Origin of the sequence: Nocardia brasiliensis IFM 10847 (assembly GCF_000710915.1) — a bacterium.
GTDB classification, from domain to species: domain Bacteria; phylum Actinomycetota; class Actinomycetes; order Mycobacteriales; family Mycobacteriaceae; genus Nocardia; species Nocardia brasiliensis_A.
In genome coordinates this window covers 1-26,386 of record NZ_BAUA01000192.1, presented here as the reverse complement: position 1 = coordinate 26,386, position 26,386 = coordinate 1, and the positions used below count along the sequence as shown (strand labels likewise).

Annotated in this window: 29 protein-coding genes; 17 read left to right on the top strand and 12 right to left on the bottom strand. The window is 68.6% G+C overall.

What is annotated here, in order from left to right; translation table 11 throughout:
- Positions 1 to 363: 363 nt before the first annotated feature.
- Entirely contained in the window at positions 364 to 2,262 is a 1,899-nt protein-coding gene (gene typA / locus NBRGI_RS37510) for a translational GTPase TypA (RefSeq protein WP_029902144.1), read from the bottom strand.
- Between the two features lie 153 nt (positions 2,263 to 2,415).
- On the opposite strand from typA, the gene NBRGI_RS48570 reads away from it, so the two are divergent.
- Together NBRGI_RS48570 and NBRGI_RS37505 are read left to right on the top strand one after the other, a co-directional pair.
- Complete coding sequence (locus NBRGI_RS48570) at positions 2,416 to 2,592, top strand: hypothetical protein (RefSeq protein ID WP_086006248.1); 177 nt, start codon at positions 2,416 to 2,418, stop codon at positions 2,590 to 2,592.
- 96 nt (positions 2,593 to 2,688) lie between these two features.
- Positions 2,689 to 2,985, top strand: a complete 297-nt coding sequence (locus NBRGI_RS37505) for a 4a-hydroxytetrahydrobiopterin dehydratase (RefSeq protein ID WP_029902143.1) — start codon at positions 2,689 to 2,691, stop codon at positions 2,983 to 2,985.
- Positions 2,986 to 3,006: 21 nt separating this feature from the next.
- Here the strand turns inward: NBRGI_RS37505 and NBRGI_RS37500 are convergent, their stop codons facing one another.
- A complete protein-coding gene (locus NBRGI_RS37500) occupies positions 3,007 to 4,266 on the bottom strand; it encodes a mannosyltransferase (RefSeq protein WP_081878396.1) in 1,260 nt (419 codons plus the stop codon).
- A gap of 280 nt (positions 4,267 to 4,546) precedes the next feature.
- On the opposite strand from NBRGI_RS37500, the gene NBRGI_RS37495 reads away from it, so the two are divergent.
- Both NBRGI_RS37495 and NBRGI_RS37490 read left to right on the top strand, forming a co-directional pair.
- Positions 4,547 to 5,332, top strand: coding sequence for an Rv1157c family protein (locus NBRGI_RS37495; RefSeq protein ID WP_029902139.1), 786 nt, complete (start codon positions 4,547 to 4,549; stop codon positions 5,330 to 5,332).
- 122 nt (positions 5,333 to 5,454) lie between these two features.
- Positions 5,455 to 5,814 (top strand): hypothetical protein, encoded by a 360-nt coding sequence (locus NBRGI_RS37490; RefSeq protein ID WP_014987991.1) that lies wholly within the window; start codon positions 5,455 to 5,457, stop codon positions 5,812 to 5,814.
- Between the two features lie 21 nt (positions 5,815 to 5,835).
- Here the strand turns inward: NBRGI_RS37490 and NBRGI_RS37485 are convergent, their stop codons facing one another.
- The 3 genes from NBRGI_RS37485 to NBRGI_RS37475 all read right to left on the bottom strand — a co-directional run bounded on the left by NBRGI_RS37485 (position 5,836) and on the right by NBRGI_RS37475 (position 8,733).
- A complete protein-coding gene (locus tag NBRGI_RS37485; protein ID WP_029902137.1) occupies positions 5,836 to 6,549 on the bottom strand; it encodes a DUF1906 domain-containing protein in 714 nt (237 codons plus the stop codon).
- A 217-nt stretch (positions 6,550 to 6,766) separates the two neighbouring features.
- Positions 6,767 to 7,894 carry a hypothetical protein gene (locus NBRGI_RS37480; RefSeq protein WP_029902134.1) on the bottom strand — a complete coding sequence of 376 codons (1,128 nt, stop codon included), beginning with the start codon at positions 7,892 to 7,894 and terminating at the stop codon, positions 6,767 to 6,769.
- Positions 7,895 to 8,115: 221 nt separating this feature from the next.
- On the bottom strand, positions 8,116 to 8,733 hold the full coding sequence (locus NBRGI_RS37475) for a CHAP domain-containing protein (protein WP_029902132.1): 618 nt from the start codon (positions 8,731 to 8,733) through the stop codon (positions 8,116 to 8,118).
- Positions 8,734 to 8,885: 152 nt separating this feature from the next.
- Here NBRGI_RS37475 and NBRGI_RS37470 point away from each other — a divergent pair, with 152 nt between their 5' ends.
- The 6 genes from NBRGI_RS37470 to NBRGI_RS37445 all read left to right on the top strand — a co-directional run bounded on the left by NBRGI_RS37470 (position 8,886) and on the right by NBRGI_RS37445 (position 13,288).
- On the top strand, positions 8,886 to 9,149 hold the full coding sequence (locus tag NBRGI_RS37470) for a type II toxin-antitoxin system VapB family antitoxin (protein ID WP_029902130.1): 264 nt from the start codon (positions 8,886 to 8,888) through the stop codon (positions 9,147 to 9,149).
- Positions 9,146 to 9,538 (top strand): type II toxin-antitoxin system VapC family toxin, encoded by a 393-nt coding sequence (locus tag NBRGI_RS37465; protein WP_029902128.1) that lies wholly within the window; start codon positions 9,146 to 9,148, stop codon positions 9,536 to 9,538. Before NBRGI_RS37470 ends, NBRGI_RS37465 begins: the two co-directional genes overlap by 4 nt.
- A gap of 127 nt (positions 9,539 to 9,665) precedes the next feature.
- On the top strand, positions 9,666 to 10,316 hold the full coding sequence (locus NBRGI_RS37460) for an ABC transporter permease (RefSeq protein WP_029902126.1): 651 nt from the start codon (positions 9,666 to 9,668) through the stop codon (positions 10,314 to 10,316).
- Positions 10,309 to 11,538, top strand: a complete 1,230-nt coding sequence (locus NBRGI_RS37455; protein WP_029902124.1) for an ABC transporter ATP-binding protein — start codon at positions 10,309 to 10,311, stop codon at positions 11,536 to 11,538. The genes NBRGI_RS37460 and NBRGI_RS37455 overlap by 8 nt, the downstream gene beginning before the upstream one ends.
- The gene (locus NBRGI_RS37450) at positions 11,535 to 12,317 is read left to right on the top strand and encodes an ABC transporter permease (RefSeq protein WP_029902122.1); all 783 of its coding nucleotides are present in this window, start codon (positions 11,535 to 11,537) and stop codon (positions 12,315 to 12,317) included. Before NBRGI_RS37455 ends, NBRGI_RS37450 begins: the two co-directional genes overlap by 4 nt.
- A gap of 35 nt (positions 12,318 to 12,352) precedes the next feature.
- The gene (locus NBRGI_RS37445) at positions 12,353 to 13,288 is read left to right on the top strand and encodes a glycine betaine ABC transporter substrate-binding protein (RefSeq protein WP_051728340.1); all 936 of its coding nucleotides are present in this window, start codon (positions 12,353 to 12,355) and stop codon (positions 13,286 to 13,288) included.
- Positions 13,289 to 13,373: 85 nt separating this feature from the next.
- Here the strand turns inward: NBRGI_RS37445 and NBRGI_RS37440 are convergent, their stop codons facing one another.
- Complete coding sequence (locus NBRGI_RS37440) at positions 13,374 to 14,021, bottom strand: TIGR03086 family metal-binding protein (RefSeq protein ID WP_029902118.1); 648 nt, start codon at positions 14,019 to 14,021, stop codon at positions 13,374 to 13,376.
- 92 nt (positions 14,022 to 14,113) lie between these two features.
- Here NBRGI_RS37440 and NBRGI_RS37435 point away from each other — a divergent pair, with 92 nt between their 5' ends.
- Positions 14,114 to 15,079, top strand: coding sequence for a helix-turn-helix transcriptional regulator (locus tag NBRGI_RS37435; protein ID WP_029902116.1), 966 nt, complete (start codon positions 14,114 to 14,116; stop codon positions 15,077 to 15,079).
- Between the two features lie 59 nt (positions 15,080 to 15,138).
- Here the strand turns inward: NBRGI_RS37435 and NBRGI_RS37430 are convergent, their stop codons facing one another.
- On the bottom strand, positions 15,139 to 16,596 hold the full coding sequence (locus NBRGI_RS37430; protein ID WP_200882277.1) for an MFS transporter: 1,458 nt from the start codon (positions 16,594 to 16,596) through the stop codon (positions 15,139 to 15,141).
- 74 nt (positions 16,597 to 16,670) lie between these two features.
- On the opposite strand from NBRGI_RS37430, the gene NBRGI_RS37425 reads away from it, so the two are divergent.
- The 3 genes from NBRGI_RS37425 to NBRGI_RS37410 all read left to right on the top strand — a co-directional run bounded on the left by NBRGI_RS37425 (position 16,671) and on the right by NBRGI_RS37410 (position 18,848).
- Positions 16,671 to 17,153, top strand: a complete 483-nt coding sequence (locus NBRGI_RS37425) for a MarR family winged helix-turn-helix transcriptional regulator (protein WP_029902112.1) — start codon at positions 16,671 to 16,673, stop codon at positions 17,151 to 17,153.
- 199 nt (positions 17,154 to 17,352) lie between these two features.
- Entirely contained in the window at positions 17,353 to 18,213 is an 861-nt protein-coding gene (locus tag NBRGI_RS37415) for an NAD(P)H-binding protein (protein WP_029902110.1), read from the top strand.
- A gap of 26 nt (positions 18,214 to 18,239) precedes the next feature.
- Positions 18,240 to 18,848 carry a hypothetical protein gene (locus NBRGI_RS37410; protein WP_235211241.1) on the top strand — a complete coding sequence of 203 codons (609 nt, stop codon included), beginning with the start codon at positions 18,240 to 18,242 and terminating at the stop codon, positions 18,846 to 18,848.
- 1 nt (position 18,849) lies between these two features.
- Here NBRGI_RS37410 and NBRGI_RS37405 read toward each other — a convergent pair whose 3' ends face one another.
- Complete coding sequence (locus NBRGI_RS37405) at positions 18,850 to 19,680, bottom strand: AraC family transcriptional regulator (protein WP_029902106.1); 831 nt, start codon at positions 19,678 to 19,680, stop codon at positions 18,850 to 18,852.
- A gap of 64 nt (positions 19,681 to 19,744) precedes the next feature.
- On the opposite strand from NBRGI_RS37405, the gene NBRGI_RS37400 reads away from it, so the two are divergent.
- The 3 genes from NBRGI_RS37400 to NBRGI_RS37390 all read left to right on the top strand — a co-directional run bounded on the left by NBRGI_RS37400 (position 19,745) and on the right by NBRGI_RS37390 (position 23,026).
- Positions 19,745 to 20,692 carry a DMT family transporter gene (locus NBRGI_RS37400; RefSeq protein ID WP_148311109.1) on the top strand — a complete coding sequence of 316 codons (948 nt, stop codon included), beginning with the start codon at positions 19,745 to 19,747 and terminating at the stop codon, positions 20,690 to 20,692.
- A gap of 85 nt (positions 20,693 to 20,777) precedes the next feature.
- Positions 20,778 to 21,050, top strand: a complete 273-nt coding sequence (locus NBRGI_RS37395) for a hypothetical protein (RefSeq protein WP_029902102.1) — start codon at positions 20,778 to 20,780, stop codon at positions 21,048 to 21,050.
- 107 nt (positions 21,051 to 21,157) lie between these two features.
- Entirely contained in the window at positions 21,158 to 23,026 is a 1,869-nt protein-coding gene (locus tag NBRGI_RS37390) for a lipase family protein (protein ID WP_029902100.1), read from the top strand.
- A gap of 25 nt (positions 23,027 to 23,051) precedes the next feature.
- On the opposite strand, the gene NBRGI_RS37385 is transcribed toward NBRGI_RS37390, so the two are convergent.
- The 4 genes from NBRGI_RS37385 to NBRGI_RS37370 all read right to left on the bottom strand — a co-directional run.
- Entirely contained in the window at positions 23,052 to 23,636 is a 585-nt protein-coding gene (locus tag NBRGI_RS37385) for an NADPH-dependent FMN reductase (protein WP_029902097.1), read from the bottom strand.
- A gap of 82 nt (positions 23,637 to 23,718) precedes the next feature.
- Positions 23,719 to 24,639, bottom strand: a complete 921-nt coding sequence (locus tag NBRGI_RS37380) for an endonuclease/exonuclease/phosphatase family protein (RefSeq protein ID WP_235211240.1) — start codon at positions 24,637 to 24,639, stop codon at positions 23,719 to 23,721.
- Between the two features lie 151 nt (positions 24,640 to 24,790).
- The gene (locus NBRGI_RS37375; RefSeq protein ID WP_029902093.1) at positions 24,791 to 25,363 is read right to left on the bottom strand and encodes a GNAT family N-acetyltransferase; all 573 of its coding nucleotides are present in this window, start codon (positions 25,361 to 25,363) and stop codon (positions 24,791 to 24,793) included.
- A 48-nt stretch (positions 25,364 to 25,411) separates the two neighbouring features.
- Positions 25,412 to 26,386: serine hydrolase domain-containing protein (locus NBRGI_RS37370; protein ID WP_036562300.1), on the bottom strand; the 975-nt coding region annotated here is incomplete at its 5' end.

Sequence of the window (26,386 nt, the reverse complement as noted above, 5' to 3'; positions counted from 1 at the left end):
CCGCGACGGACTCGCCGCCGCGGCGCATCCCCGCGGCCACGAAAACCACCGCGGTCGGGTAATTCCCGGAACACGAACGCCGGCGCCGCTCGAATAGGCATCTCTCGCATATAGATCTCGACAACATTCGACCGGCGCGTTCACCCCGGAGACGCGGGTTGCTGCGGAATATCCGCGCAGCGAAAAGAATCCGGGGACAACACCCACTCAATTGATCCGATCGGCTGCCCAGAATTCCCGGAGAATTCAACTCGGCCGGACCATCGCCGGAAAAACTGTCGACGGTCCGGCCGGGTATTCGGCGCGGGATTCCGGCGACCGCAGGGTGTGCGGCGGCCGGAATCGGCGTTGGCCCGGAAACGATTACAGCGCGGCGCGGTCCCGCGCCTTCCGGCGCGACAGGTCACGGGCGCGCTCGTTCGCGCCGAGCACCACCTTGCGCACCCGGACCACCTCGGGGGTGACCTCGACGCACTCGTCGCCGGCGCAGAACTCCATCGCGCCTTCCAGATCGAGCTGCAGCGGCTTGGCCAGGGTCTCCATCACGTCGGCGGTGGAGCTGCGCATATTGGTCAGCTTCTTCTCGCGGGTGACGTTGATGTCCAGGTCTTCGGCGCGCGGGTTGATGCCCACGACCATGCCCTCGTAGGTGTCCGCGCCCGGCTCGACGAAGAACTGGCCGCGGTCGGCGAGCTGGATCATCGCGAACGGGGTGACGGTGCCCGCGCGGTCGGAGACCAGCGAGCCGGTGTGCCGGGCCCGGATCTCTCCCGCCCAAGGCGCGTAACCGTGCGAGACCGCGTTGGCGATGCCGGTGCCGCGGGTCTCGGTGAGGAAGTCGGTGCGGAAACCGATCAGGCCACGCGAGGGGACGATGAATTCCATCCGCACCCAACCCGCGCTGTGGTTGGTCATCTGGACCATCTTGCCCTTGCGGGCGGCGAGCAACTGGGTGATCGCGCCGAGGTACTCGTCGGGGCAGTCGATGGTGAGCTCCTCGTAGGGCTCGTGCACCTTGCCGTCGACCTGCTTGGTGACCACCTGCGGCTTGCCGACGGTCAGCTCGAAGCCTTCGCGGCGCATCTGCTCGACCAGGATGGCCAGCGCCAGCTCACCACGGCCCTGCACCTCCCAGGCATCCGGGCGGCCGATGTCGAGCACGCGCAGCGACACGTTGCCGACCAGTTCCTGGTCCAGGCGCGACTTCACCATGCGTGCGGTGAGCTTGTGCCCCTGCACCCGGCCGACCAGCGGCGAGGTGTTGGTGCCGATGGTCACCGAGATGGCGGGCTCGTCGACCGTGATCCGCGGCAGCGCGACGGGGTTCTCCAGGTCGGCGAGGGTATCGCCGATCATGATCTCCGGGATGCCCGCGATGGCGACGATATCGCCCGCCACGGCGAGTTCGCCGGGCTGGCGCTCGACGCCGATGGTCTGCAACAGCTCGGTGATCTTCACCTGCTTGACGCCGTCGGCGTGCATCCACGCGACGTTCTGTCCCTTGCGCAGCTCGCCGCTGTAGATCCGGACCAGCGCGAGGCGGCCGAGGAACGCGGAGGCGTCCAGGTTGGTGACGTGCGCCTGCAGCGGCGCGGCCGGGTCGCCCTTGGGCGCCGGGATGTTCTCCATCAGCACGTCGAACAGCGCGTCGAGGTTCTCCGCGTCGGGCGCGTTGCCGTTCTCCGGACGCTCCTTGGAAGCCTTGCCCTCTCGGCCGGAGGCGTAGAGCACCGGCAGGTCCAGGGCCAGTTCGGCGGCCTCGGCGGCGGCGTCGTCCAGATCGGAGGCCAGATCGAGCAGCAGGTCGTGACTCTCCTCGACGACCTCTTCGATCCGCGCGTCCGGACGGTCGGTCTTGTTGACGACCAGGATCACCGGCAGCGACGCGGCGAGCGCCTTGCGCAGCACGAACCGGGTCTGCGGCAGCGGGCCCTCGGAGGCGTCGACCAGCAGCACGACACCGTCGACCATGGACAGGCCGCGCTCGACCTCGCCGCCGAAGTCGGCGTGCCCGGGGGTGTCGATGACGTTGATCACGGTGACCGAGCCGTCCGGGTGGTGCCGGTGCACTGCGGTGTTCTTGGCGAGAATGGTGATGCCCTTCTCGCGTTCCAGGTCACCGGAGTCCATCACACGGTCGACGAGTTCGGCTCGCTCGGCGAACGCGCCGGATTGCCGGAGCATCGCGTCGACCAGCGTCGTCTTACCGTGGTCGACGTGGGCCACGATGGCGACGTTGCGAAAATCGCGCGCAGACGACACGCTGAATCCTCCTGCTGTTAGGTGTAGGTACCGGCCGACCCCTGCAAACAGGTGGAGAATCGAAACTCACCGGGCATTGCGGCCGTCTATACAGTACCTGTGTCCGGCTCGCCGCAGAGTTTCAGGCACTCGACTTAGGGTATGCTAACCGGCGTGGGCAAGGTCAAAGCAAAGCAGGTTTCGCGCCTGAAACCCAAGAAGAAGTGCTGTCGCAAGAAGACACGCTGCCTGAAATGCCCTGTGGTCATTATGCGGATGAAGAAGTGCGAAGCCGCAGGCATCTGCGGTAAAGACCTGAAAAAGGCGCTGAAGGTGGCGCGCGCCGCCTGACCCTCGCCCGCGGTTCGGTCGCCCCGTCCACCGCGTCGCACCCGGTCTGTCCCGCAATGACGGACATCACTTCGCGCACAGGAGTAGAACCGGGTTATGAGCAAGCCATTGCTGACCGAGACCGAACTCGCCGAGGCCCTGACCGGGCTCCCCGAATGGTCCAGAGACGGTGACGTCATCAGCCGTACCGTGCAAGCGCCCAGCTTCCTCGCGGGCATCGAGCTCGTCCGGCAGGTCGCGACGGCGGCCGAGGAGGCCAACCATCATCCCGATATCGACATCCGCTGGCGCAAGGTGACCTTCGCGCTGTCCACCCACGACTCCGGCGGGCTCACCGTGCTGGACATCGATCTCGCGCGCGAGATCGATCGGCTGGCGGGCGAACTCGGCTGAGGCCGCGGGCGCGCGCCGTGGCTACGCGGCGCGCGCCTGGCCTTCGGCCGCCGTCACTGTCGGCCCCGCCGGCGTCGTCCGACCACGTCCTGTCCAGATCACCCAGACGAACAACACCAACGCGCCGAACACATTCACCGTGCCGAGCCAGGCGAGCACGGCCGGGCGTGGAATGGTCCAGATCGAATCCTGGAAGAACGACAGCACCCACGGCACGCCGATGAGCGTGGTCACCAGCCAGTAGCCCGCGATCAGCTTGGCCCCCCGGACCTCCCGCAGCGGCCCGTACAGCAGCCACAGCACCGTCGGCACCAGCCAGACCCAGTGGTGCGACCAGGAAATCGGCGAGACGAGCAAACCGAAGAACTGCACGAGCACCAGCGTGCCCATGCGATCGTCCGGCGCGAGCGCCCGCCACGCCAGCAACGCCAGCACCGCGACGATCAGCACCCCCGCCAGCCACCACGGCCCGGATTGCACGTCGTAGCCGAGGATTCGGCTCATCGCGCCACGCAGCGACTGATTCCACACCGAGCCGACCGGCCCGATCCGATCGGCGTCGCCGAGCAGGGTGCCGAAATAGCGCCGCGCCTCGTGCGGCGCGATCAGGAAACTGAGCCCGACCGTCGCCCCGAACACCAGCGCCGAGCAGACCACGGTGGCCCAGCGCCTGCGCGCGACGAAGTAGAGGCCGCTGATCGCCGGGGTCAGCTTGATCCCGGCGACGATGCCGACCAGGCCACCCGAGATCCACCAGCGCGAACTGCGCACCGCGAGCATCGCGCCGAGCACCAGGAACACGTTGACCTGGCCGTAGTCGATGGTGGTCCGCACCGGCTCCATCCACACCCCGACCGCGGTCCAGCCGACCACGCCGGTCTGCCACTCGCGAGCGCGATCCGCGCCGAGGATCAGCTCGATCGCGATGCGCACCACGCCGTAGAGCGCGGCGACGGTGGCCAGCAGCCAGCCGACCGAGACGACACCGAAGGGCAGAAAGTGCAGCGGGAAGAAGACAAGCGCGGCGAAGGGCGGATAGGTGAACGGCAGCGGGAAGTCCGGCGTCTTCTCCGCGTAGGTGAAGTCATAGAGCCGATCGGTCAACAGCGCGGCCGAACCGTCCACGTAGACGTGCAGGTCGACGACGTTGCTTCCGTTCTCGGTGAACAACATCCAGCACAGCCTGGCCAACACGGACAGGCCGAGCGCGAGCACGGCCCATCGAAGGTGACGGTTCAAATCGCAGGCTTTCGACTCGGGTGCGGTGCGTCGGCCCGACACTCGCACGATGCGGGTGTTCGGCGACAAGAACGGATGGCTCGGATTAGATTAACCGCAGCGTCGATCTGTGCTGCTCCGACCTCGAATCACTGATAACATTTACATCACCTTTCACACCAGTAACATCCTTCACGCGCTACCGTCTGATATCACTGATCGTCCGCACGACCTGTAGGGCACTGCCGCTGTACACATAGCCGTGATGTCCCTAGAGTGACCCCCGAAACGATGGCTTTTCAGCATCGGCCCAGATGTACCCGAGGTAAGGACGGCTAGACCAGTGCTTCGCACCCGAGGATCGCGGATCGCATTGTCCGCGCTCGCCATTGCGGTGAGCGCCACGCTTGCCGCGCCGACGACAGCAGTCGCCGCGCCCGCGCCCGCGCCTGCGGCGACTCCCAACGCCGTGCCCATGGTCCCCGAGGGCGTCCCGGTCGACGCGCTCGCCGCCCTGGCCCCCGCCATCGTCGGCTCGATCGCCGGGCCCGCCGATATCGCGGCCGGTCCGCAGTCGGCCATCCTCGATCAGGCCCGCAGGCTGCTGGCGACGCTGGGCCTGCCTCCGCAGATCAAGTCCACGCTGGAGCGGATCATCACCTTCCTGGACGGCAGCGGTGGCGGCGGCCCCGAACTGCCGCAGGAGGGCCCGGTCATCGCCCAGTTCCTGTACCCGACCATCGGCAAGGGCTGCATCGGCCCGACCGCCGACTCGGTCGGTACCGCACTCGCCGTGGCGGGCCCGGCGCAGCTGCCGCCGCCCGGACCGAAGGCGGGCCAGGCCGGCTTCGTGTTCACCGCGCTCGGCACCAAATCGCCGACGCCGGAACAGAACCCGCCGATGTCGGTGCAGTGGATGAACCTGGACACCCGCCAGTCCGGCATCCTGCCGCTGACCGATGAGGCCAAGATCAACCCCGGCGGCCCGGCCACCCTGTCCGCGATCGCCGACACCGGCGCGGGCCGGATCGTCGCGGTGATCTCCGGTTCGCTGACCACCCAGGCCGCCGACGCGGAACCGCGCACCTGCTCGTTCCTGCCGACCCTGGGCTTCTTCACCGTCGCATAGGTTTTCCGAGCACAAAGGCGGCGACCCATTCGGGTCGCCGCCTTTGTCGTTCCTGTGCCAACCCGGTGGCGAAACGCCGCGATGACCTATACGTGCTCGCCGGTTGTGGTAGACCGCTAACTATGGCGACGATCGAACACTCGATACGGCCCGGCCACTCGATTCGGAGCAGGCGCTCCCATCGATCGATCCTGTCCTTCCGGTCCGAAGGCTCCATTCTCTCCATCGGCTCGGCCTACTCGATCCTGTCGATCGGCAGTGTCGGCTCGGTGCTCTCGATCGGGTCGGTGGGTTCGTTCGGGTCGGCGCTGTCCTCGTTCTCGTTCACCAGCCTCGGCTCGGCGTTCTCCGGGCTCTCGCGCTGGTCGCTGTTCTCCTGGCTCGGCGACCACGAAGCGCCCGATACCCGGCCCGCGCTGCGCGTCGTCCCCGACGACGAACCGGACCTGCGCGTCGCGCCGGTCACTCACAGCCAGACCTGAGCGGCGCCTAGGCCGCGGCGCTCACCACTGGCCGAAGTCGTCGTGCAGGATGTTGTTGAGGTCGATGCCGATGCCGTCCAGCGAGCGCTTATCGATCTCGAACTGGTGCAGGTCGGCGGCGGGGTGCACGAAACCTTTCGGCGTGCCCCAATTGTGCTGCCAGTAATAGGTGGCCAGGCCCGCGGCGTTGGCCAGTTCGATGGTCGGCGCGTTGGCGTACATGCCGGTGTTCTCGCGGCCGAGTATCTCCTGCCAGCCGAGCAGGTAGGGCGCGATCATCGTGGTGAATTCGACCGGATCCGGGTTGTCGTCGATCGATGCGTAGATCGGCACGCCCTCGGGACCGCCTGCGGCGCGGTGCAGTTCGAGTCCGCGCTGTGCGTGCTTGATCCCGGCGTCGAAGCCACCGCGCCAGTCCGCGGTCGGTCCCTTGCCGAACTGGTAGCAGGACACGATGTGCAGCCCGGCGTTGTGCAGCTGGTCGACCTCGTTGGCCAGCAACGGCTTACCGACCATCCATTCCGCGCCGGGGCGGCGGTCCGAGACGTAGCGGATCACGCCGAGATGCCCGGCCTCTTTGATCGCCTGCGCCGAGGGCACCCCGCCTGAATAGTCGATCAACGTGCCGAGCTGCTGCCGGGCCGTGGCGGGCGCGGCGGCCGCGGTCACCCCGAGCGCGGCCGTGGCGGCGGCATAGCCGAGCAGGCGGCGGCGGGACAGAGACATCGAACGCATCGCAGGACTCCTTCGCGCAACCCCGACCATGGATGGCAGTGCTCAATCGGCCCTTCGCAGGCGTCGCAGCCGACCCGGCGCACCTTCCCCATACCTTTTGCCTGCGCGCCGGGAGCCTCGAACGTGCACTCATTTCACCACAATCACATGGGAACCGCCAGACCCACGGGACACAGCTGTTCACATTGGTCACATGCTCGAGTCGGCCGAGCAGGGGCTACGCGGTGCCGTCGATGCGGGCCGCGACATCGATGGTCCGGCCGGAGCTGTCTGCCAGCTCCTTACCAACGACGCCGGCGACCTGCGCGATGACCTGCTTCTTGATGCCGGCCAGGGCGCCGAGCGTGGCCGCGCGCACCCCGTGCGCCTTGAACTCCAGCCGGATCTCGTCCCGATCCGGCGGCGGCACATCGATGATCACGAGCAACGGGTCCGCGGCGCGCGCCGTCAGCACCAGCGGCACCTCGACGTCGGCGCGGTAACGGTTGGCCTTGAGCACGTCGACGGTGATGTCCAGGCCGATCGGCAGGGTCAGGTCGAAAGCCCGTGGCGTATCGGCCTTGTCGGCCAGCTGCGGCACCCGGATGGCGCCGCGCACGGTGACCGTCGCCGCGTTGCGCGGGCCGGTCTTGAGCGGGCCGACCTCGATCGGCCGTCCCGCCATCTTCTCCACCACGTGCAGCACTCGATCGCGGGTGACGATGCGGGAGAAGAAGCGGTGCCCGAATTCGTCGTAGCCGATCCAGTCGAATTCGGCCTGCTCCCGATGCTCGGACCGAGTGCCGCTCACCAGCGCTTCCACGTCGAACACGCGCGCGCGACGGGCCTGCGGATCGGCGAGCATGCCGTTCACCCGGGACGCGACCTCCCGCTGCACGAGGCCCGCGATCGGATCGAGCAGCATTTCCAACGCCGAATCCTCGGCCTGGGCCCGCAGCACGAAGCTGATGTCACGCTGGGTGATCGGCGGGATATCGATGACGATCAGCAGCGGATCGGCGGTGCGCGCGTGCAGGGTCAGGTCGACCTCGACGCGCGCCTCGAGCCGCAGCTTCTTGCCGCCCAGCATCACCTTCAGCGCCAACGACACCGGCACGGTGACCTCGAACGTGACATCGGGGCCGCTGTGCAATACCTCCGGTGTACCGACCTTGCCCTCGGCGACGAATCCGGCGAGCCCGGCCGGGCCGATGGAGAACGGCCCGATCGTCATGCCGCGCCCGGTCACACCGGCCACCGCGGCCTCGACCCGATCCTTCGTCACCGCGTGCGTGACGAAGCGCTCGCCGAAGGCGGCGTAGTCGATCCAGTCGGGATCGCTGCTCGTTTCGTCGGTCGGCTGCATCAGTTGTTCCGGAACCTCACCACTCGATGGACATCCGACACGGTACGCGACCGACATTGCCCGGAACTTGCGCGCGGCTGAACCCGAGATCCCCGTCCTGTCGATGAGGGGGAGACAGGGCGGGGATCGGCGACGGCGCTGCCGGGCGCCGCCGCTTCTATCGTAGAACTAATTGCGCACCTGCTGGAATGCCTGTTGCCGCGCAGTGGCCGCGGCGGCGTTCACAGCCGCCCGAATCCGACGATCCCCGGCACCTCCGCGAGCCGGAACGTATGCAGGCCGATTTCGCCGAACTCGTTGCCCCCCAACGTCGTCACGGTGTCCGCGTCGGTTTTCAGCACGATGTTGGTGTGCTGGTTGAACGGACTGGCATCGCTGTAGAGGATCACGTCACCGGTGCGCGGCCGATAGTCGCCGAAACGGACGAAACGGTCAGCGCCCGTGTAGAACTCCTGCAGGGTGTAGACGCCGGGGATTCGCCACGAGCCCGAATTCGGGTTGGCCAGCGGTACGCCGGACTCGCGCATCACCCAGCTGACGAAGTCGGCACACCACGGTTCCCGCACCCCCTCGGCATACTTCTCCCCCGCACCCGGAGACCGGAACTCCCGCTCCGCCACCGCGATCACCCGAGCTTGCGTCGGATCGAGAGCCGAACGATCGATCGGGGGGAACGCGGTGAGCCGCTCGCCCGCGATCGCCGGCGGATGCGTGCGGTCCTGCCACCACCGCACCCCGACCACCCCCGCGGCGACCAGCGCGGCGACGAGCATCGCGGCCACCAGCCAGACCCGCGCGCGCCCGCGTCGCACCACGGCGCCGACCTGCTGTTCGGACATCAATTCCCCCGGTTCGTCGCGGTCCCGTCGTTCGTGACCCCTTGCCGAATTCTACGAACGGGCGGGCCGAAGGGTTCCCGGCGAAAAACGATTTGGCCCTACCCGGGTACCCGGGGTAGATTTTCTATTACCCCGCTACAGAATGGTAGACAATGGGACTGAACATCAAAAACGAGAAGGTGCACGCCTTGGTACGTGAAGCAGCGGAGCGGACGGGGTTGACGCAGACCGGCGTAATCGAGGAGGCACTGAAACGCATGCTGAAAGAGCTTGATGCCGAGCGCGAGGCGGCACGAAAAACGCGCAGGCAGCGCCTGTGGGAGATCGTGTCCGATATCGACGCACGGATGACACCCCAGACCCGGGCGGTTCTCACCACCGATGATCTCTACGACGACGAGGGGATGCCCGCATGATCGTCGACGCATCCGCCCTACTCGCCATCATCGGCAGTGAGCCCGAGCGAGGGGACTTCATCGACGCGCTCGACGCGGCGGAAAGCCGCTCGATGTCGGTGGTGAACCATTTCGAAGTGGCGATCAAGGTCGATCGCAGCCGCGATCCGATCCTGAGTCGCCGATTCGCAGACCTGATCGACGAGGGAGATATTGAACTGGCTCCCGTCTCCGTGGAACAGGCTGCGGTAGCCCGCGCCGCATACCGCGACTTCGGCAAGGGCAGCGGGCATCCCGCCCAGCTCAACCTCGGCGACTGCTTCGCCTACGCACTCGCCACCGTCACCAAGGAGCCGCTGCTCTACAAGGGCAACGACTTCGTGCACACCGACATCAGATCCGCGGTCTGAGGTCTCGTTGAACCGGTGGTGCGGCGGCCCGGTCCGCCGCACCACCCGCCACGCCGCCCGCGTTTCCCTCCCTCGGGCAGGAATCCGCGATAGGGTCCGAAAAACCGGGCGACGGGGAGGTACGACCCTGGACACGCTGTGGACCTTCGTAGTACACCGGCGACATCAGCTGCTCATCGACTCCTACCTGCACGTGTCGGCGGTGTTGCAATCGGTGCTGCTGGCGACGATCGTCGCGGTGCTCATCGGAATCCTGGTGCACCGCAGTCCACTTGGCTCCTCGCTGGCCACGGCTCTGGCGAGCGCGATTCTCACCGTGCCCTCGTTCGCCCTGCTCGGCCTGCTGATTCCGATTCTCGGCCTCGGCGTCGGCCCGACCATCACCGCGCTGGTGCTCTACGCACTGCTGCCGATCCTGCGCAACACCATCATCGGGCTGTCCTCGGTGGATCCCGCGGTCACCGACGCGGCGCGCGGGGTCGGGATGAATCGGCTGCGCGTGCTCGCCGCCATCGAACTGCCGCTGGCCTGGCCGGCCATCCTGACGGGTATGCGGGTCAGCACCCAGTTGTCCATGGGCATCCTGGCCATCGCGGCCTACGCCAAGGGTCCCGGGCTGGGCAACCTGATCTTCTCCGGCCTCGGCCGGCTCGGCAGCCCGAACGCGGTGCCGCAGGCACTCGTCGGCACCGTCCTGATCGTCGTGCTCGCACTGGTATTGGACGGGATCTACGTCCTGCTCGGACGTCTCACCACCTCGAGGGGAATCCGTGACTGACACCGAAACCCGTTCCGGCGTCGCCTCGACGGCGGTGTCCGGTGAGGAGATCGTGCTCGACACGGTCACCAAACACTATCCGGGTCAACGTGATCCGGCCGTAGACCGGGTGTCCATGACGATCCCCGCCGGTGAGATCGTCGTGCTGGTCGGCCCGTCCGGCTGCGGCAAGACCACCACCATGCGGATGATCAACCGGTTGATCGAACCGACCTCGGGCACCATCACGATCGGTGGCCGCGACGCCGCCTCGATCGACGCCGACCAGTTGCGCCGCGGCATCGGCTATTCGATTCAGCAGGCGGGGCTGTTCCCGCATATGACGGTCGCCAAGAACGTTGCCACGGTGCCCGGACTGATCGGCTGGGATCGCAAGCGGATCGCGGCCCGCACCGACGAAATGCTGGACCTGGTCGGTCTCGACCCCGACACCTACCGGCACCGCTATCCGCGACAGCTCTCCGGCGGCCAGCAGCAGCGCGTCGGCGTGGCCCGCGCGCTCGCGGCCGACCCGCCCGTGCTGCTGATGGACGAGCCGTTCGGCGCGGTCGACCCGATCACCCGCGGCCTGCTGCAAGACGAATTGCTGCGCCTGCAAGGCGAATTGGGCAAGACCATCGTCTTCGTCACGCACGATTTCACCGAGGCGGTCAAGCTCGGCGACCGCATCGCCGTGCTCGGCAGCCGCTCGCGCATCCTGCAGTACGACACACCCGCCGCGATTCTGGCCGACCCCGCCGACGAGACGGTCGCCGGCTTCGTCGGGGCGGACGCGTCACTGAAACAGTTGACGCTCACGCGGGTACAAGATGCCGAACTCGCCCAATGCCCGACCGCCGTCGAAGACGAACCGGTCGATGTCCTGCGCACCGCACTGGCCGAACGGGACTGGCCGTGGGCATTGATCCTGGACCGGCAGCGGCGGCCACTGCGCTGGGTCTCGACCGATCACCTGGCGCACGCGAACGCGTTGCGCGACATCGGGTTCGCGATCGGCGAGCCGCTGTCGTTGCGCTCCACCCTGCAGGACGCCTTGGCAGCGCTACTCGCCGACCAGACGGCGAACGCGGTGGTCACCGGCAAACGCGGCGAGTACGTCGGGCTGATCACCATCGACACTCTGGTCGCGCACCTTTCGGCGATGCGGACCGAACACGGCTCCGGCAGCACACCCGGTCGCGTCCTCGAAACCGGCGGTCCCGCAGCGGGTGACGCACCATGACCGCGACCGCGGACACCGTACCGACTGTCGCCGGGCCAGCCGCGCAGCGCCGAGCCGAGCGAATCCGGTTGATCGCGCAGCCGGTGCTCGTCGTCCTGCTCACCGCGGGGGTGCTGGTGTGGGCCTTCGCCAGAGACCTGACCGCCACCCAGCAGGCGAGCCTGAACACCGGCAATATCGTGACCGTCACCTGGCAGCACATCCTGATCACGGCCACCGTGGTGCTGATCGTCGTGGCCGTCGCGGTGCCGCTCGGCACCGTGCTCAGCCGACCCGGATACCGCCGCATCGCACCGGTTTTCGTGGGCATCGCGAACATCGGCGCGGCCGCGCCCGCGATCGGCTTGATCGTGCTGTTCTATCTGGCGACCCGCACCACCGGGTTCTGGATCGGGGTCGCGCCGATCGCGTTCTATTCGCTGCTTCCGGTGCTGCGCAACACGATCCTCGGCTATCAGCAGGTGGATCGGACGCTCATCGACGCCGGCCGCGGACAGGGCATGTCGGCGGTTACGGTGTTGCGCCGCATCGAGTTTCCGCTCGCGGTGCCCTACATCCTGGCCGGGCTGCGCACCTCGCTGGTGCTCGCCGTCGGCACCGCGACACTGTCGTTCCTGGTCAGCGCGGGCGGTCTCGGCATTTTGATCGATACCGGCTACAAGCTGCGCGACAACGTCACGCTGGTGGTCGGCGCCGTGCTCGCGGTGGCGCTCGCGCTGCTGGTCGACTGGCTCGGCGCGCTCGCCGAACAGTTCCTCGGGCCGAGGGGGCTGCGGTGAACCGGCGCCGGCTGAGTCTGGCGCTCGCGACCGGGATGCTGCTGCTCGCGGCGTGCGGGCTGGAATCCGGTGCCGCGGTGCCGCTTCGGGTCGGTCCGGGCAGCATCCAGCCCGTACCAGAACTCGACGGCGTGCGGATCATCGTGGGGTCCAAGGACTTCACCGAACAGAACATCCTCGGCTATCTCATCGAATTCGCGATGTCGGCGGCGGGCGCGCAAGTCCGCGACCTGACGAACATCCAGGGCTCCAACAGTCTTCGCGACGCGCAACTACACGGTCAGATCGATGTGGCCTACGACTACACCGGCACCGGCTGGGTCAACTATCTCGGCAAGGAACAACCGATCCCGGATGAGCTCGGTCAGTTCGAAGCCGTGCGCGCGGCCGATCTGGACGCACACGGCATGCTCTGGACGGCGATGGCGCCGATGAACAACACCTACGCCCTGGTGACGAGTTCGGCCACCGCGCAGCGCACCGGCGTGCGCACACTGTCGGACTACGCGAAATTGGTCGGCACCGATCCCGAGGCCGCGGCGACCTGTGTCGGCACGGAATTCAATGTGCGCCAAGACGGATACCCCGGCATGGCGCGCAAGTACGCCATCGACACCGGCAAGGTGCGCAAGCAGATCGTCCAGGATCCGATCGTCTACCAGGCCGTCGCCGACGCCAAACAGTGCCGGTTCGGTTCCGTCGCCGCCACCGACGGCCGCATCCCGGCACTGGATCTGGTGCTGCTGCAAGACGATCGAGCCTTCTTCCCGAAGTACAACGCGGCCGTGGTGATGCGCGCATCCTTCGCCGACGCGCACCCCCAGGTCGCCACCATCCTGGAGCCGATCTCGCAACGCCTGACCAACGAGGCCATCACCGAGCTGAACCGGCAGGTCGACGTCGAAGGCCGGGAACCGGCCGAGGTCGCCCGCGACTGGATGGTCGCCGAAGGCTTCGTCACTGCTCGCTGAACGGCTGTGCCACACACACTTTGATGTCCCGCAGACGAAATCGTCGCCGATTCCGCGTGCGGGACATCAAAGGTCTCGTCCGGGTTCAGATCCGAGGATCACGACCGAGGTAGCGGAGCAGTTCGGCGACCTCGGTGTCGTCCGGCTTGCCGTCGACGACGGCCGCGTACGCGCCCCACTGCCGCAGCGGCTCGACGATCTCGGCTTCCTCGCCGCTGCCCGGTGCGGGGTGCAGGGCGCGGGCGGCCGTGAGCAGGCGGCCGGCGAGCTCGTCGGTGAGCGGGGACGGCTGGCCCGTGGCGATCGCGATATCCCAGGCGTGCACCGCGGCGTCCAGCGCGCACATCACGGCGGCCACCGGGGTGGCGAGGGCGCCGTGCGGCAGCGGGGTCGGCACGGTCTCGGTGCCGTCGGCGACCGTCGCCCACGCCGTGGTCGTCTGCTCGATGGCGTCGTCCACCAGGGCCTGCGCGGGGCCGTCGATGCTGCCCGACGGCTCGAAGGGATTGAAGGCCGGGCCGGTGCCGATGCCGAGGAACTGCGCGAACGCCAGCTGATCGCCCGCCGCGTGCTGCACCACCTGGGTCACGTTCCATTCCGAGCACGGGGTCGGCAGCTGCCACTGGTCGTCGCGGACGCCGGCGACGACGGTTGCCAGGGCGCGGTAGGAGTCGGTGAGCACGGCGCGCCAGACGGGGCTGAGGGTGGCGGCGGCGGTGTTGGTGGCGTTCATGTCGGAGCCTTTCGAGTTCTTGTTCTTGCTTCTGACATGAGCTTATGCGGCCATTAGGCTAATATCGTTCCTAATATGACGACGGAAAAAATGTGACGCCGACCACAGTGCGCGTACTGCGTTTGCTGGCCCTGCTGCAAGATCGCGCACACACCGGACGGGAACTGGCCGAGCGCTTGGCGGTCACCGATCGCACACTGCGTCACGACATCCAGCGCCTGCGCGAGCTGGGCTATCCGGTGCAGGCGCAACGCGGGTCGGTGGGCGGCTACCGGCTCGGCCGCGGCACCACGATGCCGCCACTGTTGCTCGACGACGACGAGGCAGTAGCCGTCGCGGTGGCGGTCGGGCTCGCCGAGGACGGCGCCACCGGCATCGCGGACATCGGCGACCACGTCACGCGGGCGCTCGCCAAACTGGACCAGATCCTGCCGAAACGCTTGCAGCGCAAAGTGTCCGCGCTCCGCGAGGCCACCGCGATCGGCCCGGCCACCACCGGCTCCCGCGAGCCCGACGCGCCGGTTCCGGCCGAGGTGCTGACCACGCTGGCCAGTGCGATCCGCGACGGCGCCACCGTCTTCGTGGAGCAGGACGAGCAGTCCGGGGAGATCGAGCCCTATCGGCTGATCAATTGGCAGCGCCGCTGGTACCTCGTCGCCTATTTGCTCGAAACCCATTCCTGGAGTGCGATTCCCGTCGCCAGGGTGCGGCGCGCGAGCACCGGCAGCCGTCGGTTCGCGGCCCGCGCGCTGCCCGACGACGACCTGGTCGCGTTCGTGATGCGGCATATCGCCACCACCGGCTGGCAGGTGCAGGCCCGGGTCACGGTGCTCGCCTCCGCCGAAACCGTCATCGCCAGAATCAATCCCGCGGTCGGCGTGGTCGAGGCCGTCGACGAGAACACCTGCGTGCTGCTGACCGGCGCCGACGCCCTGGAAACCATCGCCATCTACCTCAGCATGCTGATGATGGATTTCCGCGTCGAGGACCCGCCGGAGCTGGTCGCGCACATCCGCACCCTCGCCCGCCGCTACACCGCGGCCGTACCGCCGGACTGAACCGGACATACGAAAGGGCCGACTCGAGCGAACTCGAATCGGCCCCGACGACGTTCAGCTCAGGCGTGGCCCACCTTGGTGGCCGCGTCGGCCGCCCGGCGCATCGGGATCAGCGCGGTGAGCACGATGGCCACGATGGCCGCGGCCGTCGCGATGAGGAAGGTGGTGTGGAAGCCGTCGCGCGAGGGCAGCACGTGCGGGCCGAGCTGCATGGTCATATGCGCCAGCACCACGCTCATCACGGCCGAGGAGGTGGACGTGCCGACCGAGCGCATCAGCGAGTTCAGGCCGTTGGCCGCCGCGGTCTCGGTGATCGGCACCGCGCCCATGATCAGCGCGGGCATCGCGGCGTAGGCCAGGCCGACGCCGGCCGCGACGATCATCGACGCGACCATGATCTCCCAGACGCTGTTCATCAGCACCACCGCGCACAGGTAACCCGCCGCGATCACGGCCGCACCCAGCGCGAGGGTGATCTTCGGGCCGCGGGCCGCCGACAGTCGCGCCGACACCGGGGAGAGCAGCATCATCACGAAACCGGTCGGCGCCAAGGCCAATCCGGCGTTCACCATGGTCAGGCCGAAGCCGTAGCCGGTCTGCTCCGGCGCCATCAGCAACTGCGGGAAGGTCAGGGACATGCCGTAGAGCGCGAAGCCCACCGCGATCGAGGCCAGGTTGGTGAACAGCACCCGCGGCCGCGCCGAGACCCGCAGGTCGACCAGCGGCGAACGCTGGCGGAGTTCGAACGCGCCCCACCCGATGAACACCACCACCGACACCGCGAACAGGATCAGCGTCGGCGCGCTCGCCCAACCCCAGTCCGCACCCTTGGTGATCGGAATGAGCAACGCCAGCAACGCGATCGACAGACCGAGCGCGCCACCGAAGTCGAACTTGGCCGGGGTGCGCACCGGCGATTCCGGCACGAAGACGAAAACCAGTGCGGCACAGACGACACCGAGCCCTGCGGCGGTCCAGAACAGCATGTGCCAGTCGGCGTTCTGCGCGATGGCGGCGGCCAGCGGCAGGCCGAGGGCGCCGCCGACGCCGAGGGTGGCGCTCATGATCGCCATGGCCGAACCGACCTTCTCGGCGGGCAGTTCGTCACGCATGATGCTGATGCCCAGCGGGATCGCACCGACCGCCGCGCCCTGCAGCGAGCGCCCGATGATCTCGGGGACCAGCGAGGAGAACGCCGCGCACACGACCGAGCCCGCGACCAGCAGCAGCAGGTTGGCGAACAGCACGCGGCGCTTGCCGAACATGTCGCCGAGCCGCCCGCTGATCGGCGTCGCCACCGCGCCGGCCAGCAGGGTCGCGGTGACCACCCACGATGCGTTGGCCGCCGAGGTGTCCAGCAGCGTGGGCAACGACGGGATGATCGGGATGACCAGCGTCTGCATGAGCGAGACGACGACACCGACCATGCCGAGGGTCGCGATCAGCACGGCCGGCGCCGGACGCCGTCGGTCGTCGGTATCGGAGACGGTCGAAGACGCGTCGGCAGCAACACTCACGAATGTGCACGCTACACACGATGTGTATGGTGCACAATTTGATATCGGCGTGACGCACACGACATAGTGTGGCCATGTCCGATTCCGGTTCGGCCGACAACGCCGCGCTCCCCCGCCTGGTCTACGAGCTGACTCTGCTCGCCCGGCACTTCCCCGCGTCGCTGCTGCGCAGACCGGGCTTCCAGCTCGACCGCTCGGCCTTTCTCATCCTGACCAGGCTGGAATGCGACGACCCGCTGAGCCTGCGCGAGTTGTCCGAGGCCTTCCAACTCGACATCTCCACGATCAACCGCCAGGTCGCCGCGATGCTCAAGCAGGGGCTGGTCGACCGCGTGCCGGACCCAGAGGGCGGGATCGCACGCAAGATCCGGGCCAGCACCAAGGGGCTGGAAGCGCTGGCCTCCGACCGCAGGCAGAGCCACGACGGGATCGGGGCGGTGGTCGCGGACTGGCCCGGCGCCGACATCGAACAGCTGGGCAGACTCATCGCCCGCTTCAACCAGTCCGTCGAACACCTCGAGGACAACCCCTGGCCCCGGCCACCCGAAGTGCGCTGACCGACGGCTGCCCCGGATGGCGGATCTGCGGGCCGACGAGTTCGTCCGTGCGGCGATTCCTTTCGAACCAGCACGCGCCATGGAGTTTTTCCACCGATAACCGGTGGATGAATGGAGCAGATCGCGGCGGCGACCGATGCTGGCTCCGGCGCAGCGTGCTCGATCCGAGCACCCGCCCCGCGAAAAAGGAAGCGACATCATGATTCTCGTTACCGGTGCCACGGGAACGGTCGGCCGAGCCCTGATCGAGCAACTGCTCGCCACAGGCGAACGGGTGCGGGCGGTGACCAGACGGCCGGAGTCCGCCCGATTGCCCGCCGCCGTCGAGGTCGTCCGCGCCGAGTTGAGCGACTCGGCCGCCGTGGCCGTCGCCATGCGGGACGTCCACCGCGTCTTCCTGCTGTCCACCGGGCCCGCGATTCCCGAGCACGACGCCACGGTCGCCGGGGCGGCGGCCGCCGCGGGGGTCACCTGCCTGGTGAAGCTGTCGTCGGGTCGTGCCGGTGACGAGACGGCCACCGATCCCATCCCGACCTGGCATCGCGCCGGGGAAGCGGCGGTGCGGGCGTCGGGCGTGGCGTGCACCGTCATCCGTCCGCTGGGCTTCATGTCCAACGCGCTGCACTGGGCGGGCACGATCCGCGTGCACGGCGCCGTGCACGCGCCCTATGGCCAGGGCCGCATCGCCGTCATCGATCCGCGCGATATCGCAGCGGTCGCCGCGGCCGCTCTGACCACCGACGCGCACCTGGGGCAGATCTACACCCTCAGTGGGCCCCAAGCGCTTTCGCCCGGCGAGCAAACCGCGATCATCGGCGAGATAATCGGCCGGACGCTCGAATTCCACGAGATCGCACCGGAGCAGGCACGACAGGCACTGCTCGACCACGGCGTGCCCGCCGAACTGGCGGACGCGATCATGGCGCTGCGCGCCACCGCGCTGGAATCGTTCACCTCCGTGGTGCACGACAGCGTCGAGCGGATCACCGGGGCGCCGCCGCGCACCTTCCGGCAGTGGGCCACCGACCACGCGGCCGAATTCCGGCTCGGCGCAGCCTGACCGCGGGGTCGCCGTAGGATCGGAGCGTGAGGCTGGGTGTGGGGTTGCTCGCCGTGTCGGTGCTCGCGGCGGGCTGCGAGGCCGACTTCGGCGCGGGCGAGTGGTCCGATTGGACGGTCACGGTGAACTACACCGCGGTCGAGTCCTTCCACGACGGCCCGCGCGAGCCGGTGCGCGGATGCGCGGATGCCGACTGCACCGATTCGGATGCCGAAATAGGCCTGCTGCCATCGGATTTCATCGCCGCGGTACGGGAAGAGGGCACCGGCCGGATCACCAGCGGCGCGCACGCGGGCACGTACCTGAACTGGTCCTACGACACCGGTTTCTGGCTCGACTCCGCGCCGCGCGACGCCGCGGGCGAGATCCTGCGGCCGTTTCAGAGCGCCGCCGCCGACGGGCTCGACCCGGGCACCCGGCTGCGCCTGACCGACTGCGGCATCATCGATCCCGAAGCCGCCGACGCGTGCACCAGATTCCAGTCCGCCGAATGGTTCGTCGGCGACGAGTTCATCCCGGGCTTCGGCGGCCCACACCACCTCGACCTCTACGTCGGCGAGGAGACCGCCCCGGACTTCACCGACACCCCCGATTTCGTCCTGTTCGCCGGCGCGACCGTCGAACCCGTCGTCTGATTCAGCTCGCGGCGCTCGAATAGACGCCGGGCGTGATGCCGTAGCAACGCCGGAACCAACGGGTGAGATGGGCCTGGTCGGCGAAGCCCGCGGCGACGGCCGCCTCGGCGACCTGGCGGCCCGCCGCGATCGACCGGCGCGCGGCACGCAACCGGAGCAGCCGCTGGTAATCACTCGGGGCCAGACCGTAATTGGCGCGGAACGCCCGGTACAGAGCGAACCGGCTGCACTCGGTCGCCTCGGCGAGATCGTCCATGGACAGCGGCTCGAGGTAGCGGTCGTCGAGCACGGCCCGGACCCGGCGGGCGACGTCCACGCCCACCCCGCCCCCGCCGGTGCCCGACCGCACCAGCGGACGTCGCGCGCCGCGACGCACCAGCGCGGCGACCGTCGCACCGAGCGCCTCGTCCGCCGCCAGCTCGCTACCGGGCTGCCACAGGCTGGCATGCAGTCTGGACAACGCCTGGGACAGCAGCGGATCGTCCAGTACCGGATCGGCGAACAGCGGCAGACCGGTCGGCCGCGCGGTCTGTTCGGTCAGCAGATCGGTGATCAACTCGGTGCCGATGTGCACGATCGAATAGGTGAAACCCAGCTCGGTGGTGCTGTGCCCGTCGTGCGGCTCGTCGGGGTTGAACGCCATCACCATGCCCGCCGCGCTGACCCGGGACGCGCCCCGGCAATCGAAGCTCTGCGCACCGAACCTGGTGAGCCCGAACGAGTACGTCTCGTGGCTGTGCAGGTGATAGACGTGTCGCTCGAAATGCGCCTGCATCACCTCGACCGGACGATCCGGCATCCGCCGGTACGTCACCCATTCACCCGCCGCCACCGCACCATTGTCGCCGCACCAGCGTTCAATACCGCGACCCGGTCGGCGCACGAGGATCGGCACCGTGCGTATTCGATTGATGCTCGTGCTGGTCATGGCGCTGTGGGGCAGCGCGTTCGCTTCTTCGAAACTGGCGGTGCACGACGTGCCGCACGAGGTGGCCGGGTTCTTGCGGTTCCTGATCGGCAGCCTGGTGCTGATCGTCGTGTTACGTCCGGTGCGATTGCCCGCGGCGGAGTTCACCCGCATCGCGGGGCTCGGGCTGATCGGTGTCTTCGGCTACAACCTCTTCTTCTTTCTGGGCTTGTCGCTGGCGCCCGCGGCGGACGGCAGCGTGATCGTGCCGATGACGGCCCCGGTGCTCACCTTCGCGGTGCTGAGCGCGCTCGGCCGCACGCGGTTGTCCCGGTCCGGCGCACTGGGCCTGACCATCGCGGTACTCGGAGGCATCGTGTTCTTCGTGGGCATTCCGTCCACCGGGGGACACCGCCTGCTCGGCGATCTGGCCTTCATCGCGGCGGCCGCCTGCTGGGCCGGCTACACCATGCTCGGCGCGCCGATCCTGGCCAGGCACGCCGCGCCGACCGTCACCGTGTACGCCACCGCCGCGGGCACCGCGGTGCTCGGCCTGCTGGCCGCGCCCGTCCTGCCCGCCGTCGCGTGGTCGGAGCTGAGCCTCGGATTCTGGCTCAACCAGGCCTATCTCGGTATTCTGCCGACCGCCCTCGCCTACGTGCTCTACTACCGTGCGGTCGGTCAGGTCGGGCCAGCCACCGCGTCCACGGCGATGTTCCTGGTGCCGGCCTTCGGCTTGGCGTGCGCGTGGGTCCTGCTCGGCGAGACGATCGCACCGGTGCAGGCGGTGGGCGCGGCGGCGATGCTCGTCGGCGCATGGCTGAGCACCCGCAAAGCCACGCCCCCGGCCGCGACGCCGATGCTGAACCAGGACGAGAACCTCTCCCCTGCAACGTCATCCGTGGAACCAGACGTCGACGAGACCGTGCGCCGCTAGGCTCTGCGGCTGGGTCGGGCACGACAACGGAGGCGCTTCGATTCCTACGAAACAACACGCGTGGTGGGACAACTATCTCGTCGCCTTGCTGGGGCTCGTGCTCGCGGCCGGATTCGCGTTCGCCGCGATCGCCGCGGCCGCCGGCGGCACCTACCCGCTCGCGATCGCCCTGGCGGTGCTGGCCGTTCCCTTCGCGATTCCCACCGTGCTGCAGGTGCTCGGCGAGTTGCTGATCTACCTGATGATTCCGGCGGCAGTGGTCGGGTTCGTGCTGCTGCTCCCGGTCCTCGCGTTCAGCCCCGCCGCCCGGACCTGGGCCCGGCGGCGGTGGCACCGGTACCGAGCACACCAGCCGTGAGCTGCACGGCAGGCACCCGGCGAAGATCACATGGACCGGTTCCGCCCCGTCCGTAGAGTTGTCGGATACGAGCTTTTTGCCACGTAACCGAGGGACGGAGGCCACAGGTGAGCGGTGGCAAATGGGACCTGCGCGGCATCGCCTGGTGGCTGCCCGGGCTGGCCGTGCTGCTGGCCGGTGCGTTGCTGTACTCGCCCTTCGGAGTCTCGCTGACCGCGGGGCGGGTGGTCGTCGCCGCCGCCATCGTGGCGTTGGGCGGGTCCGCGGCGTGGCGTCGGTGGTGGGCGCGGCGGGCACCGGCGGAACCGGAGACCGGCACGCTGACACCGGTGCGCAAGCCCGATCCGCAGGCCGACGCGCAGACCCGCCGCAGCGCCCGCCTCGGCCGTGCACTGGCGGCCGAAGCACTGGTGGCCGCAGGTTTCGCCGCCGTCGGTGCCGCCGCGCTATCGATGCCGGTATCACTGGCTTTCGTATGGGCGGGCGCCTTCTTCGTCGCGCTCGGGATCTGCGCGTTGGTCGCCGGCACACAGCGTGACGATGTGCTCGTCTCGTCCACCGCTCTGGCCGGGTGGCAGGTGTTCGCGGGGGTGGTCCTCGCGACGCTGCCCTATCGGACGGGGCTCGACTTCACCGCGTGGACGATTCTCGCGCTGCTGGTCACCGGCGCGGCGATGGTGGTGCGCGGCGTGCGCCTGACCGCTCCCCTACCGCGGGCGAGCACGCTGCGCTGGTGGCGTCCGGTGTCGGTGGGCGTGCAGTTGATCGTGCTCGCGGGCGCGCTCGGCTGGTACGGCACGATCGTCACCCAGGCCGCGCGGCACCAGGACGAGCAGGCCCGGCTGGCCGCGTTCTACGCAGTGCCGCAAGGACTTTCCCCCGCCGCCCCCGGCACGGTGATCCGTTCTTCGCCGCTGCCGCTGCCCGGTGTGCGTGGCCAAGGCTGGCGCATTTTGTACTGGTCTCAAGACGGTCAGGGACGGCCGACGGTCTCCTCCGGCGTGGTCATCGCGCCGCTCGGACCGGCCGCGAACCGGCCCATCCTCAACTACACGCACGGCACCGTCAGTCTCGGCGCCGACTGCGCGCCGAGCAGGCAAGCCGATTTCGCCTCGACCATGCGGCCGTGGCTGGACGGCGCACTCGACCGCGGCTGGGTGGTCGCCGCCAGCGATTACGCGGGTGCGGCGGGCACCGGCGACGGCGAGCACTACCTGGTCACCGCCGACCAGGGACGCGACGCCGTGAACGCCGCCCGCGCCGCCCGCAACCTGCCGGGCACGGGCGCGGGCACCGACATGGTCATCTACGGGGTCTCGCAGGGCGGTCTCATCTCGTTGGCCGCGGCCGCGCTGACGCCCGGCTATGCGCCCGAACTGCACCTGGTCGCCGACGCCGCGAACGCCGCCGCCTCGGATATCGCGGGCATTCTGCGAGCCCGGCCGCCGCAACTCGTCGACGGCTGGGCCGTCGTCCCGTTCCTCACCACCCAGTTCCCGAAGGTGTACCCGAACCTCGACCCCAACGCGCTGTTGACGCCGCAAGCCGCGCTGCGCAATCGCGAGATCGCCGCGGCAGGTTGTGCCGCAACACCTTTCAGCGCACTGCTGCCCCGGCTCACCGCGCTGCCGGGCATGGGTGACTACTTCAAGGGCGATCCGCTCGCCGACCCCGCCTGGCGCAAAGCCTTCGAGGAGAACCGCGCACCGGACATGCCACCGGGGATTCCGGTGTATCTGGCGCACGGTCTCGACGACGAGCTGGTCCCGGCGAAATTCACCGCCGCGCTCGCGCAGCGCTACTGCGCGGCGGGCATCGACGTCACCACGCAGTGGAATCCCGGCGTCGGCCACGACAACGACAACGAAATGGCCGTAGCGCCCAAGGTGCTCGACTGGTTCAGCGCGCGCCTGGCGGGTCAGTCCCCGCCCGGCACCTGCGGCCGGCCGCTGCCCGCCGGGCTAGCCGAACACTGACCCTGCCGCCGTACGTCGCCGACGATCAGGCGACGTACGGACGCTCGGCGCGGGCCGAGCGCAAAGCCGTTCCCCACCAGGCGATCTGGTCGAGCAGCTGGTCGGCGGCCAGTTGGGCCGCCGCGGGTTCGGTGAGTTCGCCTGTCTCGTCGAAGAGTTGGGCCGCACCGTGGAAGCTCACCGTGTCCCGCACCGTGACCGCGTGCAGTTCGGCGAAAACGTGCCGCAGGTGTTCCACGGCGCGCAGGCCGCCGGAAACGCCACCGTAGGAAACGAATCCGACCGGCTTGGCCTGCCACTGGGTGAAGTGCCAGTCGATCGCGTTCTTCAGTGCCGCCGGGTAACTGTGGTTGTACTCCGGCGTGACGATGACGAACGCGTCCGCCGCGGTCAGCCGCGACCCGACCGAGTGCAGTGCCTGTACCCCTTCCGGTTCGGGCTCGTGCGACATGTGCGCGGGCAGGCGATCCTGCGCCAGATCGATGAACTCGACCGCGACGTCGGCCCGCTTTTCGGCGCGCCGGACGAACCAGTTGGCCACCGTCGGCCCGAAACGGCCCGCCCGGGTACTACCCACGATCACTGCCAGTCGAAGCGGATTCTCCGTCATCACAATTCCTTTCGAGATATTCGGGTGATGACGGCAAGCTTCGAACATCAACAAAGGTTGAAGTCAAGTCGAGTGACAGGAGTCAAGGCAGCACCAAGACAGCGAGGACCGGGCGGTGGTCTGAGCCGGGGAGGTCCAGGATGCGAAGATCGCGGACGCCGATTCGGCGGTCGGCGAGGACTCGGTCCAAGGTCACCGGGGGAATCCGGTCGCCGTCGTAAGGTCCCCAGGTGCCCGACAATCCCTTGCCACGCACCAGGGCCGCGTCCCGGTAGCCGGAATGCAACAGGTCGCGCATCACCGAATGGTCGAGGGTGGCGTTGAAGTCACCGGCCAGGATGCGCAGCGGACCGTCGGGGGTGGCACGCTGCTGGCGGCGGAAGCTCTCCCGCCACGGTTCGATCGCCGCCCGGCTCGACGGCGCCGCCGGATGCGCGGACTCGATGAACACGCCGTAGTCGGTGAGTTCGGCGATGGCCTGGGTGAATCCCCAAGGGTTGTGCCGTACGCCCGCGTCCCGCAACGGGATTCGAGCGAAGACGCCCGAACCGCCGACGCCCGCAGCGGGATAGCTCACGCGGTGCGGGAAGTATTTCGCGAAGGCGGTGGCGAACTCCGGCGTCAACTCCTGCACCGCAATGACATCGGCGTCCCTGGCCAGGTCGGCCAGCCTGGCCGGGTCAACTCGCCCCATCAGCAGGTTCACCGACATGACGCGCAGTTCCGGGCCACGCGCGCCGCGCAGCGCATCGCCGTCCTCCAGCCAACGCGGAACCACACACGCGGCCAGCGCGATCGCCGTCACCGCGGCGATCAACGCCGGATACCGTTGCCGCAACAGCACCGTCCACATCAGCGGCACCATCGACAACGCCGCCACATAGGGTGTGAAGGCGATCAGCTGCACCATCGGATACCAGGCGTCGAACCCGCCGATCCGCACGACCACCCAGATCGCACCTGGCAGAACCGCGCCCCAGGCCGCAATCGCTTTCCATCGCACCGCCCACACAGTAGACGCGCGCACCTGCGCAGTTGTGTCCATCCTGTGTGGATTCCGTGTTGATTCCACCGCCTCGGCTACTGCGCCGCCGGGCTCGTCGGCACCGCCGGAGCGGGCGAAGTCGTGGCCGTCGAGGTGGAACCCGTCCGCGCTACCGCCCGCAGTCCCGGGTAGTCGCCGACAGCGCAGTCCATTCAGTGGCGAGAATCGCCCAGATCTGTTCGTCGTGCCAGGTGCCGCCGTAGCGCCAGGCCGCGCGCGGCACACCTTCGAGCGTCATGCCGAGCCGCGCGGCGACGGCGGAACTGCGCTTATTGTCCGCGCGGCAATGCCATTCGGCGCGATGCAGACCGCGCACGCCGAAGGCCCAGTCCAGCAGTGCGCGACAGGCCGCGGTGACCAGACCGTGCCCCTCGCCGGCCGGCTCGAGCCAGCAACCGATCTCGCAGGAACCCGCAGTAGCGTCGAAATCGACGAACATCACCCCGCCCACCAGCACGTCGTGCAGCCGAATCCCGTACAGGCGTCGGCCGTCCGCGGCTTGCCCGTCGGCGTACCGGCGCAGCGTGCGCCGGGCACCATCCACATCGTCGGTGACGAACGCGGCGCTCACCCACGGCCGGATGTGCTCGCGCGCCCGATCCAGATGCGCGGCGAACTCCTCGGCCTGCCACGGCTCCAACGGGCCGAGCCGGGCGGACTCCGTCAACGGCAGAGAGAGCACGATCGACCTCACCTTCGCACGCCGGTTCTGCCGACAACCGTAGCCGGTTCAGCTCGTGGCGCAGAGTGCCGTGTCGACGACCTTCATGACATCGGCTGTCGGCTGCGCGGTTTCGGGCACCTGGTTGATGCTCACGGTCACCGCCCGCCCGTCCTCGGTGACACCGCCGCGGGTTTCGAACCCGTCGATGTCGCCGCCGTGTCCCCAGCTGTCCTGGCCGCAAGGCAACCGGCGTTGCATGAGGCCGAGTCCGTAACCGGCGGGCGGCCCCGAGACCTCCAGTGGCACAGTTCGTTTCATTTCAGCCAGCTGAGCGGGCGGCACCAGCTCACCGTTCAGCAGCGCGGTGAAGAACCGGTTGAGGTCCGCACCGGTCGACACCATCGCGCCTGCCGCGCCCGCCACCGACACGTTCTGTCGCGTGTAGTCGACCCGGTCCCCACCGAACACGGCATAGCCCACCGGATGCGGACCGCGGATATCGGTCTCCGCGGCGTCCGGATAGTAGGTGTCGCGCAACCCGAGCGGTTCGATGACGCGGCGCGCGATCTCCTCGCCCAGCGAGCCGCCGGTCAATTTCTCGATCACCATGCCCACGATGGCGTAGTTGGTGTTGGAGTAGGCCCATCGCGCACCCGGCTCGAAATCCGCGGGCACGGTCAAGACATTGCGCACCACCTCGTGGATGTCGGCGATCCCCCACCGCACGTGTTCGGCGTGCGTGTCGACCTGTCCCGGTTTCGGCGTCGACCCGAACTCCGCCGCGTACTCCGGCAGCCCGCTGGTGTGCTGCAACAGATTTCGCAGCGTGATCCGATTGCCGTCGATCCCGGGTCCGTGCACCAGCCCCGGGAGGTAACGCTGCACCGGCGCATCCAGCTCGGCCTTGCCCTCGGCCACCAGTTGCAGCATGACCGTGGCCACGAACGGCTTGGTGTTGCTGCCGATCCGTACGCGCGCGTCGTCCGCGATCGGTGTGCCGCGCTCGACATCCCCAAGCCCCGCGTATGCCGTCCACACCTG